Raw genomic sequence first — 16,886 nt, 5'->3', positions numbered from 1 at the left:
GTCACGCGCCCCGGGGGCGTCTCACCAACCGGGCGGCAGCCTGGACGGCGGGGGCGGGGCGTGCGGCGGCCGCGCCTCGCCCGGGGCGGAGCCGTACGCCAGCACACCGTCCGTGGAGTGAGAGGCATCCGGTGTGCCGGGGCGGGCCGCCGCGATCAGCGCGGCCAGCGCGGCGGCAGCCACGAAGGCCGCGGTGCCCACCTCCAGCCGGGCCTGCACCGGCAGCGCGCCGAGCCGGCCCAGCTCCCCGGTCCGTAGGGCGAAGACGAGCGCCACGGCGCCGTGCACCAGCAGCAGGGCGGCGGCCGTCATCGCCGCGGGCCGGGCCCAGGGCGCACGGCGCAGTACGGCGCCCGCGGCCCCCAGGGCCAGCAGCGCGAGGGCCGCCGCCTGCCAGTGCACCGGAGGCTGCAGCAGGGCGCGGAAGACGGACGCGTCCCCGAGCAGCCCCTTGCGGTAGACGTCCCCGCCGAGCCGCTGCTGCCAGTGGATCTCCCAGCCGGCCACGACGAGTCCGGCGGCGCCCAGGAGCACGCCGGCCGAGACGGCTGCCCCCTTGTACGGCCGGCCAGGCCGCTCGGGGCCCGCTCCGGACGGCACCGCATGGACCACTCCGTACGCCGAGGACGCCTCCTCGGACAGCCCGCGCACGGCGCGGCGCGCATACCGGTCCGCCCGGCCGCCCCGCCGCCGGCCCGCCACGACCACCACGACCAGTGCGACCGCCAGGGCGAGTTGGGTGATCGCGGTCAGCCGCGCCCGCGCCGTGAGTGAGCTGTCCAGCCCCTGGAGCCAGCCGGCGCCCAGCATCCACACCAGCGGGAGGCGCAGCAGAGCGGTGGCGGCCGCCAGGGAGAGCAGTGCGCCCGCGGCCACGGACGACAGGACGGCGGCGCGCACCGTGGCGATCGCGACGACGAGCGCGCCGAGCGTCAGCAGCGGGTCGAGCGCCGAGGTGGCCCAGGCGGTGAACTCCCGCGGCCGGCGGGCCTCCCCCAGCCAGGTCCACCACACGTCCGCGCCGTGCTGGGCGATCGTCAGGTCCCGGATGATCCAGCCCGCGGTGGGCAGCGCGAGCAGCAGGCAGACCAGCGCACCGGTGCCGCGTGCGCCGCGGGTGAGAACGCCGTCCCGCGTTGTGGACACGGCCAGCCCCCGTCCGTGTCGATGTACTGGGTGGTCCCGGGCGGCCCCGTGGAGGACACCCACCCGCAGGTCTACTCCAGACCCGGCGCGGGGACAACAGAGCCGCCGTCAGCGCCGGACGAAATGTGCGCAAAGCAGCAACCGGCCGGAGCGCCGTCTGGCGCTCCGGCCGGTCTACGGCACCCGCACGGCCGTACGTTGTTCATCATGGCGCGTCCGTATATCGGTGTTGCGACAGTGAAGTTGCCTTCATGTTAAAGACGTTCGTGCTGATATGTCCCCCATGCCGCATATCGCGCCCACCTGTCAAGCACGCCGTGGCGTCAACTTGCGCAACGTTCGCTCAAGAAGTAGACGACCTGTTCGCGAGCACACCCGATCCCCTTGACTCCGCCACAAATCACTTGCGAAAGTCCGCTCATCCAGCGGTGCATTCGGTGCCGCTTCATGTTCCAAGAGAACTCGGCGCGGGGGCACTTCGCGATGACTAGTCCATCCCAGACCGCGGCTACCACGTCCGACACACCGGGACTTGGGCCGGAGGGTCTGAAGAAGGCAAAGGACGGCAAGGACGGTGAGCTCGTCGGCCGTTCACCCGGACAACTGATGTGGAGACGCTTCAAGCGGGACCGCACCGGTGTCGTCTGCGCCGTCATCGTGCTGGCCTTCTTCGTCGTCGCGGCGCTCGCCCCGGTGATCTCCTCGCTGTACGGCAAGAATCCCTACACGTTCTACGGCAACGAGGATCCGAGCCTCTTCGACGACTTCGGCTACCCGATGGGTGCCAACGGCGGGATCTCCGGCGACTTCTGGTTCGGCATCGAACCCGCGCTGGGCCGTGACCTGTTCACCAACCTGCTCTACGGCATGCGGATGTCCCTGGGCATCTCGGTGGCGGTGACCATCCTCGTGGTGATCACCGGCACCCTGCTGGGCGTCACGGCCGGCTACGTGGGCGGCAAGACCGACTACTGGCTCGGCCGGATCATCGACTTCCTGCTCGCCTTCCCCAGCCAGCTGACCTTCGTGGCCTTCATGCCCGTGGTCGTCGCGTTCTTCATCCCGCCGGGCGACGAGACCCCCACCTATGTGCGCGTCGTGGCGCTGATCCTGGTGCAGTGGGCGCTGGGCTGGATGGGTCTGGCCCGCCTGCTGCGCGGCCAGGTGCTGTCGCTGCGCGAGCGGGAATTCGTCGAGGCCGCGAAGATCACCGGCGCCTCCCCCTGGCGGATCATCCGCAAGGAACTGCTCCCCAATGTGGTCACGCCCATCCTGGTGCAGGCCACCTACATGCTCCCGCTGTTCGTCACGGCGGAGGCCGGCCTGTCCTATCTGGGCGTCGGCATCATGGAACCGACCCCGGACTGGGGCCGGTTGTTCCACACGGCCGGCATGGTCTACGAGAACGACCCGACCTTCCTGCTCTTCCCCGGCGCCGCGATGGTGATCTTCGTGCTGTGCTTCAACCTGCTCGGGGACTCGGTCCGGGACGCCTTCGACCCCAAGTCCGGGCGCTGATCGTCCATGTGAGGGGGGCGGCTGCCGCCCCCGCGCCGGGCTCGCACCCGGATGCGTCAGGCAGCACATCTGGACAACAACCGACAGGCAGGTGCTTGGAACCTCATGAACGCACTATCTACGCGCAGAGCACGCGCGACGGTCGTGGCCCTGGCGGCCGCCTCCCTCGCACTCACCGGCTGCAGCAGCGGTGGCGGCACCGGCAAGGACGAGTCGGCGACGGACAAGGACGCCGCGGCGCAGGCCAAGGCGGTGCCGCTGGGCACGGCCTCCGACTCCAACGGCCCCGCCGCCGAGGTCAAGGGCTCCCGCAAGGGCGGCACCATCCGCGTCTACCAGCGTGACAGCTTCAACCACCTGGACCCGGCGCAGATGTACGTCAGCGACCTCGGCGACCTGTCCAAGCTGATCTTCCGTGGCCTGACCACGTACAAGCAGGACGACAAGGGCAACAAGACGGTGGTCGGCGACCTCGCCACCGACGCGGGCCAGATGTCGGACGGCGGCAAGACCTGGAAGTACACGCTCAAGGACGGCGTCAAGTTCGAGGACGGCAAGCCGATCACCTCGAAGGACATCCGCCACAGCATCGAGCGGATGTACGCCAAGTTCATCACCGACGGGCCCTCCTACCTCCAGACCTGGCTGTCGGGCGAGGGGACCACGTACCGCAAGGCGCTGCCGGACGGTCCGTACAAGGGCGACCACCTGCCCAAGAGCGTCCTGGACACCCCGGACGACAAAACCGTCATCTTCCACTTCAAGAAGCCGCAGTCGCAGGTGCCCTACGCGCTCGCCATCGCGGGCTACAGCGTCGTCCCGGACAGCGCGAAGGACACCAAGGAGAACTACGACGTCAAGCCGGTCTCCTCCGGCCCGTACAAGTTCGCCTCCTTCAAGGAGGGCAAGTCCGCGAAGCTGGTGCGCAACACCAACTGGGACCCGAAGACGGACCCGGCGCGCCACCAGTACGTCGACGCCTTCGACATCACCTTCAACCACCAGTTCTCGGACTCCACCAAGCGGCTGATGGCCGACCAGGGCGAGGCCAAGAACGCGATCAGCTTCACCAACGCGGTGGAGCCGACGCAGACCAAGCAGGTGCTGGACAACGCCAGCGCCAGCAAGCGGACGGTGCAGGGCTACCAGCCCTACGTCTGGCAGATGAACATGAACATGGACCGCATCAAGGACAAGAAGATCCGCGATGCGATCACCTACGCCATGCCGAACGCCCAGATCGTCCGCATCAACGGCGGCAGCTACGGCGGTGAGGTGGCCGGCGGCCTGCTCGCCCCGACCGTCGCGGGCTACGAGAAGGGCTACGACCCGTACGGGAAGCTCACGCACCCCAACGGCGAGCCGGAGAAGGCCAAGAAGCTCCTCAAGGAGGCCGGCAAGACGGGCATGAAGCTCGTCTACGCCTACTCGAACACCGAGATCCGCCAGAAGGAAGCCGCGGTCGTCGAGGACGCGCTGAACAAGGCCGGCTTCAACGTCCAGAAGAAGGAGGTCGACTCCTCCTCCTGGTACCAGCAGATGGGCAAGGTCGACAACGGCTTCGACATCTACATGACCGGCTGGGGCCAGGACTGGGCGGACGCCTCCACCGTGATCCCGCCGTCGTACGACCCGCGGCAGATCCAGGACGGCGCGGCCAACTACTCCCACATCCGTGACAAGCACGTCAGCTCCGAGATCGACCGCATCGAGAAGATCGCGGACGTCACGAAGCAGACCGCGGAGTGGCAGAAGCTGCACCACTACATCGTGGAGAAGATCAACCCGGCCGCTCCGGTCTTCTACACCAAGGTGCTCCAGCTGTACGGCTCCAACGTCGGTGGTACCCGCTACAACAGCGACACCAACTACCTGGACCTGAACACGCTGTACCTCAAGAAGTAAGCAGCAGCAAGCACCGGAAGGCGGTCCGGAGAGCGCGCGGCACGGCGGAGCGCGCGCTCTCCGGGGCCTTCCCCGCCACCCTCACTCCCCACTGCCGCCGCCGTCCTGAGAGCAGCGAACTGCCATGCTTCCCTTCCTATTCCGCCGGATCCTCGGCGCGGTCATCATCCTTCTCCTGCTGAGTGCCTTCACCTTCTTCGTCTTCTTCTCCACGGGTGATCCGGCGATGATGGCGTGCGGCAAGAACTGCACCGCCGACAACGTCGCCCTGATCCACCACAACCTCGGTCTCGACAAGCCCCTGACGACGCAGTACTGGGACTTCCTCGCCGGCATCTTCACGGGGCGCGACTACAGCGTCGGGTACTGCAGCGCTCCCTGCTTCGGCTACTCCTTCGCCACCCACCAGGACGTCTGGGCGACGATGATGGACCGGCTGCCGACCACGGCGTCGCTGGCCATCGGCGGCGCGGCCGCCTTCCTGGTCATCGGCCTGGGCGCCGGTCTGCTGGCCGCCTGGAAGAAGGGCTCGCTGCTGGACAAGACCGTCACCGGCGCGTCCATGGTGCTCAGCTCGGTGCAGATCTACATCCTGGGCCCGATCGTCCTCGGCATCTTCGTCTACAGCGGCATCATGGGCTCCCCCAAGTACGTGGACTTCACCAGCAACCCGGCCGGCTGGTTCATGGGCCTGCTGCTGCCGTGGCTGGTCATGTCGACGATCTTCACCGCCCAGTACACCCGTATGGCGCGCTCCACGATGATCGAACAGCTCCAGGAGGAGCATGTCCGGACGGCCAAGGCCAAGGGCATGCCGGCGCGTTATGTCTTCCTGCGCTACGCCTGGCGGGGTTCGCTGATCCCGATCGTCACGATCCTGGGCATCGACCTCAGCTCGCTGTTCGGCGGCGCCATGATCACCGAGTACACCTTCTCGCTGGCAGGCCTGGGCCGCCTGGCGATCAACTCCGTCACCACCCTCGACCTGCCCATGATCCTGGGCGTGCTGATCTTCAGCGCCGCCCTGATCCTGGTGTTCAACATCATCGTGGATGCGACGTACGCCCTCATCGACCCGCGCGTGCGCCTGTCCTAGGAGAGCCTGAAGTGACCACACTCACCAAGACCGAGGGCACACCGGTCCCGGCCGGATCGGACCCCTTCCTGTCCGTCCGCGACCTTCAGGTGCGGTTCTCCACCGAGGACGGCATCGTCAAGGCGGTCGACGGCCTCTCCTTCGACCTGGAACGCGGCCAGACGCTCGGTATCGTCGGCGAGTCGGGCTCCGGCAAGTCCGTCACCAACCTCGCCGTCCTGGGCCTGCACGACCCGAAGAGCACCGAGATCGGCGGCGAGATCGTCCTGGACGGCCAGGAGTTGACCGGAGCCCGGGAGAAGACCCTGGAAAAGCTCCGCGGCAACAAGATGGCCATGATCTTCCAGGACGCGCTCACCGCCCTGTCGCCGTACTACACGGTCGGCCGGCAGATCGCCGAGCCGTTCATCAAGCACACCGGTGCCGGCAAGCGCGAGGGCCGGCAGCGCGCCATCGAGATGCTGGCCAAGGTCGGTATCCCGCAGCCCACACTGCGGGTGGACGACTATCCGCACCAGTTCTCCGGCGGTATGCGCCAGCGCGCCATGATCGCGATGGCGCTGGTCTGCAACCCCGAGCTGCTGATCGCCGACGAGCCGACCACCGCCCTGGACGTCACCGTCCAGGCGCAGATCCTCGACCTCCTCAAGGACCTGCAGCAGGAGTTCGGCTCCGCGATCATCCTGATCACCCACGACCTCGGCGTGGTCGCCAACACCGCGGACGACCTGCTGGTGATGTACGCGGGCCGGGCGGTGGAGCGGGGCTCCGTCAAGGAAATCCTCACCCAGCCCCGGCACCCGTACACCTGGGGCCTGCTGAGCTCCATGCCGCGGCTCTCCTCGGACGTCAGCGAGGCCCTGCACCCGATCCCCGGGTCCCCGCCGAGCCTGCTCAACCCGCCCTCCGGCTGCGCCTTCAACCCGCGCTGCGGCTTCACCGGCGAGGTCGGCGGTGCGCGCTGCACCGACGAGCGGCCGCTGCTGGAGCTGGGGCGCGCCGCCGCGTGCCACCTGAGCGCCGAGCAGAAGCAGACCTTCTTCACCGAGCAGATCAAGCCCCGGCTGGGCTAGGGAGCGACCACCATGGCAGACAACGTCACCCTCCCGGCGCCTCGCGACGCCGCGCCCGTCCCGGGCGAGCCGCTGCTCACCGCCGAGGGCCTTACCAAGCACTTCCCGATCTACGGCGGATTCCCGTTCAAGCGGAAGGTCGGTGCGGTCCAGGCGGTCGACGGGCTCGACCTGACCGTGCACGCCGGCGAGAGCTTCGGCCTGGTCGGTGAGTCGGGCTGCGGCAAGTCCACCACCGGGCGGCTGCTCACCCGGCTGATGGAACCGACCTCCGGCAAGATCACATACGCGGGCCGGGACATCACCCACGCCGGCCGCAAGGAGCTGGCGCCGGTCCGGTCCGAGATCCAGATGATCTTCCAGGACCCGTATGCCTCGCTCAACCCGCGGCAGACGGTGGGCACCATCATCGGCGGCCCGATGGAGATCAACGGGATCAACCCGGCCGGTGGCCGGGAGAAGCGGATCCGTGAGCTCCTGGAGACCGTGGGTCTCAACCCGGAGCACTACAACCGCTTCCCGCACGAGTTCTCCGGCGGCCAGCGGCAGCGCATCGGCGTGGCCCGGGCGCTCGCCCTGGAGCCGAAGCTGATCGTCGCCGATGAGCCGGTCTCCGCGCTCGACGTCTCGATCCAGGCGCAGGTCGTCAACCTGCTCCAGAGGCTGCAGCGCGAGCTGGGCATCGCGTTCCTGTTCATCGCCCATGACCTCGCGGTCGTGCGGCACTTCAGCGAGCGGGTCGCGGTGATGTACCTCGGCAAGATCGTCGAGGTGGGCACCCGCGACGAGATCTACAACCGGCCGCGCCACCCGTACACCCACGCGCTGCTCTCGGCGGTGCCCGAGGCCAAGCTGGTGGAGGACGAGGAGGAGGACCGCGAGCGCATCCGCCTCGCCGGTGATGTCCCTTCCCCCGTCAACCCGCCCTCCGGCTGCCGGTTCCGTACGCGGTGCTGGAAGGCACAGGACAAGTGCGCGACGGAGGAGCCGCCGCTCGTCCAGCTCACCGGCAACAAGAGCGGCCATCTCACGGCCTGCCACTTCCCGGAGGAGCCGACGACCGCGGCCCGCGACGAGGACATCATCCTCGACCCGGCGCTGGCCGCGATGGAGGACGCCGAGCCGGCCGACGAGGGCGGCAAGAACGGCTGAAGGCCGGTTCGGCCGACGAGGCCGGACGGCAGCCGCACGGCCCCGAAGCCGCACGAGCCGGAGCCCGCTTCCCCTCTGGGAGGCGGGCTCCGGTCGTAAGGGCCCCCGGCGGCCCGGCCCGGCCGGAACGGCGCATCGGCCTGCCGGTCGGTGCCGGCAGGCCGATGGCTGAAGGCGAACACGCCGGCTCCGGATGCAGAGGCTGAGCGCGTCGGCCGGTACCGCTCCGGGGTGGCCGGCAGCGGTACCCGAGAAGTACCGACTAGTTGTAGTCGGCCACCCACCACTTCTGCTCGGTGGTGTGGCCCGGGGTGCAGACCGCGTTGCCCCCCGACACCTTGAGGAAGCAGCGGCCGAGGCCATTCCCGTAGACGGCCTTCTCCCCGTCGTGGAAGGAGTTCACGCTCCACGCCATGGACCACGTGTTCGGGTCGCTGGTGCACTTCTTCGCGTAGACGTTGCCGCCGCTGTTCTTCTTGGTCGCCAGACAGGGGCCCGCCGCCGGATTCACATACGCCGAAATGATCTGGTCGCCCGGGTAATTCGACCAGTTCTGCCTGGCATCACCGGTGTTGCACTTCACTGCGGTCACCCGCTTGTCGAACCCGTTGAACTTGAGGCACTTCTTGGCCACCACATTTTTGATGTTGAACCCCTGGACGGGTGCGGCAGATGCCGACGCCGCACCAAGAGTCGTCAGTCCGGCCACAGCCAGACCTGCGACGGCCATACCGAAGCTACGCTTCATCATTCCCCCTGTTGTTGCCTCTGTTCGGCCGGCACCGGCAGGCTGCCCATTCCGCCGCCCTCGCGGCGCATGCCGCACCTGCCTATTCCTGTGAAGCGGTCACCTTCGCAGGACGTGCCCCGCCGATCGCTTTCCGGTAGCGACCGACAAGACCATCCAAGCTCAAGTCGATCTTCTTCGCCTGCGCATTTAACAAATGTTGACCAGGCGGTTTTCAGGGTCCGCACTTTCATCATTCCAGGCAGCTATGCCGGGCGATGCGGCGAATTGACCGACTTTTCCTTACTCATTCGCTCGCCACCACCTGCCGCTCCTCGGCGAAATGACACGCCGAGGCGTGCCCGGCCGGCCCCTTCGTCTCCCGGAATTCCGGCGGCACTTCCAGCGCCGGCACGACCTCCGCGCACAGCTGCCGGGCCTTCCAGCACCGCGTGCGGAAGCGGCAGCCGGAGGGCGGGGCGGCGGGCGAGGGGACGTCGCCCGTCAGCAGGATGCGCTCGCGGTGGCTGCGGGCGTCCGGGTCGGGGACGGGGACGGCGGACAGCAGGGCCTGGGTGTACGGGTGGGTGGGGTGCTCGTAGATCTGCTCGTCGGTGCCGGTCTCGGCGAGCCGGCCCAGGTACATCACCGCGACACGGTCGGAGATGTGCCGTACGACGGACAGGTCGTGGGCGATGAAGACGTACGACAGGTCGAACTCGTCCTGCAACTGCTCCAGCAGGTTGACCACCTGTGCCTGGACGGAGACGTCCAGCGCGGAGACCGGTTCGTCGGCGACGATGATCTCCGGGCGCAGTGCGAGGCCGCGGGCGATACCGATGCGCTGGCGCTGGCCGCCGGAGAACTGGTGCGGGTAGCGGTTGATGTACTCGGGGTTGAGCCCCACCACGTCCAGGAGTTCTCGGACCCTTCTGCGGCGGTCTCCCTTGGGGGCCACCTCGGGGTGGATCTCGTACGGCTCGCCGATGATGTCGCCGACAGTCATCCGGGGGTTCAGGGAGGTGTAGGGGTCCTGGAACACCATCTGGATATTGCGGCGTACGGCCCGCAGGGCCCGCCCGGAGAGGGTGCTGATGTCCTCGCCGCGGTACCGGATCTGACCGGCCGTCGGCCGCTCCAGGCCGACCAGGAGCTTGGCGACCGTGGACTTGCCGCAGCCCGATTCGCCGACGATGCCGAGCGTTTCGCCCTGGTGGAGGTCGAAGGAGACCCCGTCGACGGCCCGGACCGCGCCGACCTGTTTCCTGAACAGCACGCCCTGGGTGAGCGGGAAGTGCTTGACCAGGTCGCGGATCTCCAGCAGCGGTTGTGCCGCACCGGCCGCCGGGGTGCCGCCCTCACCGGGCCCCATCGAGCGTCTCCTTCCAGAAGTGGCAGGCGCTGGCCCGGCCTGGCCCGGCCTCGTAGAGCGGTGGAGGGTCGGTGCGGCAGACGTCCTGTGCCAGCGGGCAGCGCGGGTGGAAGGGGCAGCCCGGCGGGATGGCGGTCAGATTGGGCGGCAGGCCCTTGATCGCGTACAGCCGCCGGCCCTTCTGGTCCAGCCGGGGGATGGAGTCCAGCAGACCGCGGGTGTACGGGTGCGCGGGCGCCCGGTAGAGCTGGTGGACGGGGGCGGTCTCGACGATCCGGCCCGCGTACATCACCGCGATGGTGTCGGCGACGTCCGCGACCACCCCGAGGTCATGGGTGATCAGGATCAGCCCCATGGTGAGTTCCCGCTGCAGCTCCGCCAGCAGGTCCATCACCTGCGCCTGGACCGTGACGTCCAGCGCCGTGGTCGGCTCGTCGGCGATGATCAGGTCGGGGCCGAGGGCCAGCGCCATCGCGATCATGATGCGCTGGCGCATCCCGCCGGAGAACTGGTGCGGATAGTCGCCCACCCGCGCGCGGGCCGCGGGAATGCCGACCCGCTCCATCAGCTCCACGGCCCTGCCGCGGGCATCCTTACGGGACATCCCCTCGTGGACCTCGAACATCTCCCCCAGCTGAGCCCCGACGGTGAGGACCGGGTTCAGGGCGGACAGCGAGTCCTGGAAGATCATCGCCATCTTGGCGCCGCGGACCTTCCGCCGCTCCTCCTTGCGCAGGGTGAGCAGATCGCGCCCCTGGAAGATGATCTCGCCGCCGGTGACGAACCCCGGCGGCGAGTCGAGGATGCCCATCACGGCCTGGGCGGTCACGGACTTGCCGGAGCCGGACTCCCCGAGCACCGCCAGCGTCTGCCCCGGCGCCACCCGGTAGCTGACACCGTTGACGGCCTTCGCCACGCCGTCGCGGGTACGGAACTCGACCCGCAGGTCGCGCACGTCGAGCAGGGCCGGCTCCGCGAGCGCCGTACCGCCGCCGGCGGGCCTGCGCTCCGCGTCCTCGTTCGTCATCTTCCGGCTCCTCAGCGCAACTTGGGGTCGAGGGCGTCGCGCACCGCGTCGCCGAGCATGATGAACGCCAGCACCGTGATGCTCAGCGCACCCGCGGGCCACAGCAGCATGTGCGGCGCGCTGCGGATGTAGGTGGAGGCAGTGGAGATGTCGATGCCCCAGGAGACGGTGGGCGGTTTCAGGCCCGCACCGAGGTAGGAGAGCGTCGCCTCCAGCGCGATGTACGTACCGAGCGCGATGGTGGCGACGACGATGACCGGTGCGACGGCGTTGGGCGCGATGTGCCGCAGCAGTATCCGTCCGTTGCCGGCGCCCAGCGCCCGTGCGGCCTGGACGTAGTCGTTCTGCTTGGCGGTGACGACGGAGCCGCGGGCGATACGGGAGACCTGCGGCCAGCCGAGCAGCACGATGAAGCCGACCACCGGCCACACCGTGCTGCTGGTGACGACCGAGAGGAAGACCAGGCCGCCGAGGATCACCGGGATGCCGAAGAAGATGTCGGCGAGCCGGGACAGCAGGTTGTCCCCCCAGCCGCCGAAGAAGCCGGCCAGCCCGCCCAGCAGGCTGCCGAGCAGCGCCGCGCCGGTCGTGGCGCAGACGCCGACGGTGATGGAGGCGCGGGCCCCGTAGACCACCCGGGTGTAGACGTCGCGGCCCTGGGTGTCGAAGCCGAAGGGATGGCCGGGCTGGGAGCCCTGCTGTGCCTTGGCGAGGTCGGCGCGGTACGGGTTACCGGTGGCGATCAGCTGCGGCCAGATCGCGATGATCACCAGGAATACGATGACCAGCGCGGAAACCACGAAGACGGGGTTGCGGTAGAGGTCGTGCCAGGCGTCGCTCCACAGGCTGCGGGGCTTGCCGGGCTCCTTGCCGGGCGGTCCGGCGCCCGGCGGGGCCGCGCCGGGCCGCCGCTCCAGCGACTCCGCCTCGCCGATGGCCAGCGCGGCGGAGCCGCCGTCGCCGTGGCCGATGGCTTCCTTGGGGACGTAGGGCTCAGGCATAGCGGATCCTCGGGTCGAGGACGGCGTACAGCAGGTCGACGAGGAGGTTCGCCAGGAGGAAGACCAGCACCAGGATCGTCACGAAGCCCACGACGGTCGGCGAGTTCTGCCGCAGGACTCCCTGGTAGAGCTGGAAGCCGACGCCGTGGATGTTGAAGATGCGCTCGGTGACGATCGCGCCGCCCATCAGGGCGCCGATGTCCGTGCCGATGAAGGTGACCACCGGGATCAGCGAATTGCGCAGCAGATGCCGGGTGATGACCCGGCGCCGGGGCAGGCCCTTGGCCAGGGCCGTACGGACGTAGTCGGCGCGGGCGTTCTCCGCGATCGAGGTCCGGGTCAGCCGGGTGACATAGGCGAGCGAGACCAGGGCCAGCACCAGCCCCGGCAGCAGGAGTTCGTTCAGTGGCGCTTCGGGGGCGACGGACGGCGCGGCCCAGCCCCACTGCACCCCGAACAGGAACTGCAGCAGATAGCCGCTGACGAACGTCGGGATGGACACCACGACGAGGGTGAGGACGAGGACCGTGGTGTCGACTTCCCGGCCGCGGCGCAGCCCGCTGACCACCCCCAGCACGATGCCCGCCACCATCTCGATCACGATGGCGATGACCGTCAACCGCAGCGTGACGGGAAAGGAGGAGGCCATCAGCTCGGTGACCGACTGGCCGTTGAACGCTGTGCCGAAGTTCCCCTGGAAGATCTGGCCCATGTAGTGCAGGTACTGCTTCCACAGCGGCTCGTCGAGGTAGAGGTCGCGGCGGATCTGCGCGGCGGTGGCGGGGTCGGGGGCCCGGTCGCCGAACATCGCGGCCACGGGGTCGCCCAGTGCGTAGACCATGAAGAAGATCAGGAAGGTGCTGCCGATGAACACCGGGATCATCTGGAGCAGCCGCCGGATCACATAGCGTCCCATGGCGCGTCAACCTCCTTCACACCGCCGTCAGTTGACCTTGATCTCGTTGTAGACGGGCACACTGAACGGATTCAGTGACACGTTGCTGATCCGGTCGGAATAGCCGGCGCTGCCGTTCTGGTACCAGAGCGGAATGGCCGGCATCTGCTCGGCGAGGATCTTCTCCGAGTCCTGGAAGGTCGCGACGGCCGTGCGGGTGTCCGTCGCCGCGTTCGCCTCGTTCACCAGCTTGTCGAAGGCGCGGTTGCTGAACTTTCCGTCGTTGGAGGAGGCGTCGGTGTAGTACAGCGGCTGCAGGAAGTTCTGGATCAGCGGATAGTCCATCTGCCAGCCGGCCCGGAACGGCCCGGTCATCCGCCTGGCCGTGATCTTGTTCCGGAAGTCGGCGAAGGTCCCGACCGGGCTGCCGACGCAGGCATTGTCGTCCCCCAGCGACTTGTTGACGCTGTTGCAGAGTGCGTCGACCCAGTCCTTGTGGGACCCCGTATCCGCGTTGTACGCGAGGGTCATCGACCCGCCGGGAATTCCGCCCCCCTCCTTGATCAGCTGCTTCGCCCTGGCCGGGTTGAACACACAGGCGTCGCCGCACAGCCCCGCCTTGTAGCCGCCCTTCGCCCCCAGCACCGGCGAGGTCCAGTCGGTGGCGGGGGTGCGGGTCCGCTGGAAGATCTCCCGGGTGATCTGGTCCCGGTCGATGGCCATGGACAGACCGCGCCGCAGCTTCTCCGCGCCCGGGTGGTTCCACCGCTTGTCGTACATGGGGAAGGTCAGGGTCTGGATGATCCCGGCCGGCTGGTTGATGTAGCGGCCCTGGAGGTCCGCCTTCACGTGGGTGAGCTGCGCGGCCGGCACATCGTCGACCAGGTCGATATTGCCCGCCTGCAGGTCGGTATAGGCGGTGTTGTTGTCCGTATAGACCCGCAGGTCGATTCCGCCGTTGCGCGCCGGATCGTCACCGGGGTACTTCTGCCATTTCCGCATCCGCAGCACGGACCCCTTGTCATAGGAGTCCACGAGATACGGGCCGTTTCCGACGGGGTTCCCGAGCCAGGCGTCGTGATGGCGGAAGAATGCCTGCGGGAGTGGCATGAAGGCCGCGTACCCCAGGGTGTCGGGCCAGCTGGAGAATTTCTGGTTGAGCTTGACGGTGAAGGTGTGGTCGTCCTTCACCACCAGCCCCGACAGGGTCCTGGCCCGCGGGTGCCCGCTGTCCGGATGCACCTGGGCAAAGCCGTCGATATAGGAGAAGAACGCCGCGTTCTTCTGCTTGTTGCTCAGCAGCGCACCGTAATTCCAGGCATCCACGAAGGACCGGGCCGTGACCTTTTCGCCATTGCTGAAGGTCCAGCCTTTCTTCAGCGTCACCGTGAAATTCCGCGCATCCTTCGTCTCGATGCGGTCGGCGATCACGTTCTCCGCCGCGCCGGTCTTCGGGTTGTAGCGCTTGAGCCCCCGGAACAGCATCTCCAGGACCTTGCCGCCCTGGACCTCATTGGTGTTCGCCGGCTCCAGCGGATTCTGCGGATCGCCCCAGGACGAGCTGACGACCCCGGAGCGGCTGGCGCCGGCCCCGCCCCCGCAGGCCGTGGCCACGAGGGCGACGACGACGGCGCAGCCGCCCCACCTCGCGCGCGTGGCTCTCCGCATGACGCCTCCTCAGGTCCGGATCATGCCTAGCCACATCAGAGCGCAAAGGGGGACGTACCGCACTTCGGCGGCGACCGCCACTGCTCCGAAGACCGGAGAAAACCCTCGGATGCCCGAGCGGGGACGGAGCGGAGGAGCCCCGGAGAGAGCCCCGAGGGGGAGCCGGGGACGGCGCAGGCCGCGGCGCCGGCGGAGGGTCCGGGTACGCGAACGGGGCGCCCCTCACACGGAGGGGCGCCCCGTTCTACCGCTTGGCGCGGTTACCGCCCGGCACGGTTACCGCTTGGCACGGTCCGTCAGCGCTTCGCGCGGGAAGCCGTGCGGCCGCGCTCCTTCTGGTCCAGGACGACCTTGCGGATGCGCACGGCCTCCGGGGTCACCTCGACGCACTCGTCGTCGCGGCAGAACTCCAGGGACTGCTCCAGCGACAGCTTGCGCGGCGGCACGATCGCCTCGAACGAGTCGGCCGAGGAGGAGCGCATGTTGGTGAGCTTCTTCTCCTTGGTGATGTTGACGTCCATGTCGTCGGAGCGCGAGTTCTCGCCGACGATCATGCCCTCGTACACCTCGGTGCCCGGGTCGGTGAAGAGCACACCGCGCTCCTGGAGGTTGGTCATCGCGAAGGCGGTGACCGCACCGGAGCGGTCGGCGACCAGGGAGCCGTTGTTACGGGTGGAGAGCTGGCCGAACCACGGCTCGTGGCCCTCGTGGATGGAGTGCGCGATACCGGTGCCGCGGGTGTTGGTCAGGAACTCGGTACGGAAGCCGATCAGGCCGCGGGAGGGGACGACGAACTCCATGCGCACCCAGCCGGAGCCGTGGTTCGACATGTTGTCCATCCGGCCCTTGCGGACACCCATCAGCTGGGTGACGGCGCCCATGTGCTCCTCGGGCACGTCGATGGTCATGCGCTCGACGGGCTCGTACGTCTTGCCGTCGACCTCCTTGGTGACCACCTGCGGCTTGCCGATGGTCATCTCGAAGCCCTCGCGGCGCATCTGCTCGACCAGGATGGCCAGCGCCAGCTCACCACGGCCCTGCACCTCCCAGGCGTCGGGGCGCTCGGTCTCCAGCACGCGCAGCGAGACGTTACCGATCAGCTCGCGCTCCAGGCGGTCCTTGACCTGGCGGGCGGTGACCTTGCGGTCCTTGACCGCGTTCTTGGCGTCCGCACCCTTGCCGGTACCGCCCCGGCCGACCAGCGGCGAGGTGTTGGTACCGATGGTCATGGAGATCGCCGGCTCGTCGACCGTGATCAGCGGCAGCGCGATCGGGTTCTCCGGGTCGGCCAGGGTCTCGCCGATCATGATGTCGGGGATACCGGCGACCGCGCAGATGTCGCCCGGACCGGCCACCTCGGCGGGCTTGCGGGTCAGCGCCTCGGTCATCATCAGCTCGGTGATGCGGACGTTCTGGATCGAGCCGTCACGCTTGATCCAGGCGACGTTCTGGCCCTTGCGCAGCTCGCCCTGCTCGACCCGGAGCAGCGCGATACGGCCGAGGAAGTTGTCCGCGTCGAGGTTGGTGACGTGGGCCTGGAGCGGGGCCTCGGCGTCGTACTCCGGCGCCGGGGCGTGCTCCAGCAGCGTGGTGAAGAACGGCTGCAGGTTCTCGCTGTCGGCGGGGACGGTGCCGTCCTCCGGCTTGGTCAGCGAGGCGACGCCGTCACGGGCGCAGGCGTAGACGATCGGGAACTCGATCTGGTCCTCGTCCGCGTCCAGGTCCAGGAAGAGGTCGTAGGTCTCGTTGACGACCTCGTCGATGCGGGAGTCGGGGCGGTCGGTCTTGTTGATGCACAGGATGACCGGCATCCGGGCCGCGAGGGCCTTGCGGAGCACGAAGCGGGTCTGCGGGAGCGGGCCCTCGGAGGCGTCGACCAGCAGGACGACCGCGTCGACCATCGACAGACCACGCTCGACCTCGCCACCGAAGTCGGCGTGGCCGGGGGTGTCGATGATGTTGATCGTGATCGGGTCCCCGCCGTCCTTGGGGTGATACTTCACCGCCGTGTTCTTGGCGAGGATCGTGATGCCCTTCTCACGCTCCAGGTCGTTGGAGTCCATCATCCGGTCGTCAAGCTTCTCGGCGGCGTGCTCGGCGAACGCGCCGGCCTGCTTGAGCATGGCGTCGACGAGGGTCGTCTTCCCGTGGTCGACGTGGGCGACGATGGCTACGTTACGAATGTCGTGGCGCGTGGGCATACTGGCGGCGCTTCTCCCGGAATCGTGGGTGGCGACACGTCCATTCGGTACGCGCGCCTGCCGGGCATAACGAAGCCACGGCCTCACCCCATCGTACGGGGCTGC

The 16,886-nt window shown here is 68.5% G+C and carries 13 protein-coding genes; 5 read left to right on the top strand and 8 right to left on the bottom strand.

What is annotated here, in order from left to right; genetic code table 11:
- Nucleotides 1-21: 21 nt before the first annotated feature.
- Entirely contained in the window at nt 22-1,146 is a 1,125-nt protein-coding gene (locus ABZ851_RS09750; protein ID WP_361124444.1) for a hypothetical protein, read from the bottom strand.
- Nucleotides 1,147-1,629: 483 nt separating this feature from the next.
- On the opposite strand from ABZ851_RS09750, the gene ABZ851_RS09745 reads away from it, so the two are divergent.
- The 5 genes from ABZ851_RS09745 (at nt 1,630) to ABZ851_RS09725 (ending at nt 7,890) form a co-directional block, all read left to right on the top strand.
- Nucleotides 1,630-2,664 carry an ABC transporter permease gene (locus ABZ851_RS09745; protein WP_361124442.1) on the top strand — a complete coding sequence of 345 codons (1,035 nt, stop codon included), beginning with the start codon at nt 1,630-1,632 and terminating at the stop codon, nt 2,662-2,664.
- A 105-nt stretch (nt 2,665-2,769) separates the two neighbouring features.
- Nucleotides 2,770-4,569: an ABC transporter substrate-binding protein gene (locus ABZ851_RS09740; protein WP_361124440.1), complete on the top strand. Its 1,800-nt coding sequence runs from the start codon at nt 2,770-2,772 to the stop codon at nt 4,567-4,569.
- A 124-nt stretch (nt 4,570-4,693) separates the two neighbouring features.
- Complete coding sequence (locus tag ABZ851_RS09735) at nt 4,694-5,665, top strand: ABC transporter permease (RefSeq protein WP_336053134.1); 972 nt, start codon at nt 4,694-4,696, stop codon at nt 5,663-5,665.
- Nucleotides 5,666-5,676: 11 nt separating this feature from the next.
- Nucleotides 5,677-6,738: an ABC transporter ATP-binding protein gene (locus ABZ851_RS09730; RefSeq protein WP_361124437.1), complete on the top strand. Its 1,062-nt coding sequence runs from the start codon at nt 5,677-5,679 to the stop codon at nt 6,736-6,738.
- Between the two features lie 12 nt (nt 6,739-6,750).
- Nucleotides 6,751-7,890: a dipeptide ABC transporter ATP-binding protein gene (locus tag ABZ851_RS09725; protein ID WP_361124435.1), complete on the top strand. Its 1,140-nt coding sequence runs from the start codon at nt 6,751-6,753 to the stop codon at nt 7,888-7,890.
- Between the two features lie 262 nt (nt 7,891-8,152).
- Here ABZ851_RS09725 and ABZ851_RS09720 read toward each other — a convergent pair whose 3' ends face one another.
- The 7 genes from ABZ851_RS09720 to typA form a co-directional block, all read right to left on the bottom strand.
- Nucleotides 8,153-8,641: a ricin-type beta-trefoil lectin domain protein gene (locus ABZ851_RS09720; RefSeq protein ID WP_361124433.1), complete on the bottom strand. Its 489-nt coding sequence runs from the start codon at nt 8,639-8,641 to the stop codon at nt 8,153-8,155.
- Between the two features lie 283 nt (nt 8,642-8,924).
- The gene (locus ABZ851_RS09715; RefSeq protein ID WP_361124431.1) at nt 8,925-9,989 is read right to left on the bottom strand and encodes a dipeptide ABC transporter ATP-binding protein; all 1,065 of its coding nucleotides are present in this window, start codon (nt 9,987-9,989) and stop codon (nt 8,925-8,927) included.
- The gene (locus ABZ851_RS09710) at nt 9,976-11,016 is read right to left on the bottom strand and encodes an ABC transporter ATP-binding protein (protein ID WP_361124429.1); all 1,041 of its coding nucleotides are present in this window, start codon (nt 11,014-11,016) and stop codon (nt 9,976-9,978) included. The genes ABZ851_RS09715 and ABZ851_RS09710 overlap by 14 nt, the downstream gene beginning before the upstream one ends.
- An 11-nt stretch (nt 11,017-11,027) precedes the next feature.
- On the bottom strand, nt 11,028-12,017 hold the full coding sequence (locus tag ABZ851_RS09705) for an ABC transporter permease (RefSeq protein ID WP_361124427.1): 990 nt from the start codon (nt 12,015-12,017) through the stop codon (nt 11,028-11,030).
- Complete coding sequence (locus ABZ851_RS09700; protein ID WP_361124425.1) at nt 12,010-12,933, bottom strand: ABC transporter permease; 924 nt, start codon at nt 12,931-12,933, stop codon at nt 12,010-12,012. The genes ABZ851_RS09705 and ABZ851_RS09700 overlap by 8 nt, the downstream gene beginning before the upstream one ends.
- A gap of 27 nt (nt 12,934-12,960) precedes the next feature.
- On the bottom strand, nt 12,961-14,580 hold the full coding sequence (locus ABZ851_RS09695) for an ABC transporter substrate-binding protein (RefSeq protein ID WP_361124423.1): 1,620 nt from the start codon (nt 14,578-14,580) through the stop codon (nt 12,961-12,963).
- Between the two features lie 296 nt (nt 14,581-14,876).
- The gene (gene typA / locus ABZ851_RS09690; RefSeq protein ID WP_336053119.1) at nt 14,877-16,781 is read right to left on the bottom strand and encodes a translational GTPase TypA; all 1,905 of its coding nucleotides are present in this window, start codon (nt 16,779-16,781) and stop codon (nt 14,877-14,879) included.
- Nucleotides 16,782-16,886 lie beyond the last annotated feature (105 nt).

The sequence above is a fragment of the Streptomyces sp. NPDC047049 genome (assembly GCF_040643995.1).
GTDB classification, from domain to species: domain Bacteria; phylum Actinomycetota; class Actinomycetes; order Streptomycetales; family Streptomycetaceae; genus Streptomyces; species Streptomyces mooreae.
Note: the sequence above shows the minus strand (reverse complement) of the source record. Positions and strands in the feature narration are given on the sequence as shown.

Coding starts and splice junctions, on each gene's coding strand:
- ABZ851_RS09745 (WP_361124442.1), top strand. CDS start 1,630: ATGACTAGTCCATCCCAGACCGCGGCTACCACGTCCGACACACCGGGA.
- ABZ851_RS09740 (WP_361124440.1), top strand. CDS start 2,770: ATGAACGCACTATCTACGCGCAGAGCACGCGCGACGGTCGTGGCCCTG.
- ABZ851_RS09735 (WP_336053134.1), top strand. CDS start 4,694: ATGCTTCCCTTCCTATTCCGCCGGATCCTCGGCGCGGTCATCATCCTT.
- ABZ851_RS09725 (WP_361124435.1), top strand. CDS start 6,751: ATGGCAGACAACGTCACCCTCCCGGCGCCTCGCGACGCCGCGCCCGTC.
- ABZ851_RS09720 (WP_361124433.1), bottom strand. CDS start 8,641: ATGATGAAGCGTAGCTTCGGTATGGCCGTCGCAGGTCTGGCTGTGGCC.
- ABZ851_RS09715 (WP_361124431.1), bottom strand. CDS start 9,989: ATGGGGCCCGGTGAGGGCGGCACCCCGGCGGCCGGTGCGGCACAACCG.
- ABZ851_RS09710 (WP_361124429.1), bottom strand. CDS start 11,016: ATGACGAACGAGGACGCGGAGCGCAGGCCCGCCGGCGGCGGTACGGCG.
- ABZ851_RS09705 (WP_361124427.1), bottom strand. CDS start 12,017: ATGCCTGAGCCCTACGTCCCCAAGGAAGCCATCGGCCACGGCGACGGC.
- ABZ851_RS09700 (WP_361124425.1), bottom strand. CDS start 12,933: ATGGGACGCTATGTGATCCGGCGGCTGCTCCAGATGATCCCGGTGTTC.
- ABZ851_RS09695 (WP_361124423.1), bottom strand. CDS start 14,580: ATGCGGAGAGCCACGCGCGCGAGGTGGGGCGGCTGCGCCGTCGTCGTC.
- typA (WP_336053119.1), bottom strand. CDS start 16,781: ATGCCCACGCGCCACGACATTCGTAACGTAGCCATCGTCGCCCACGTC.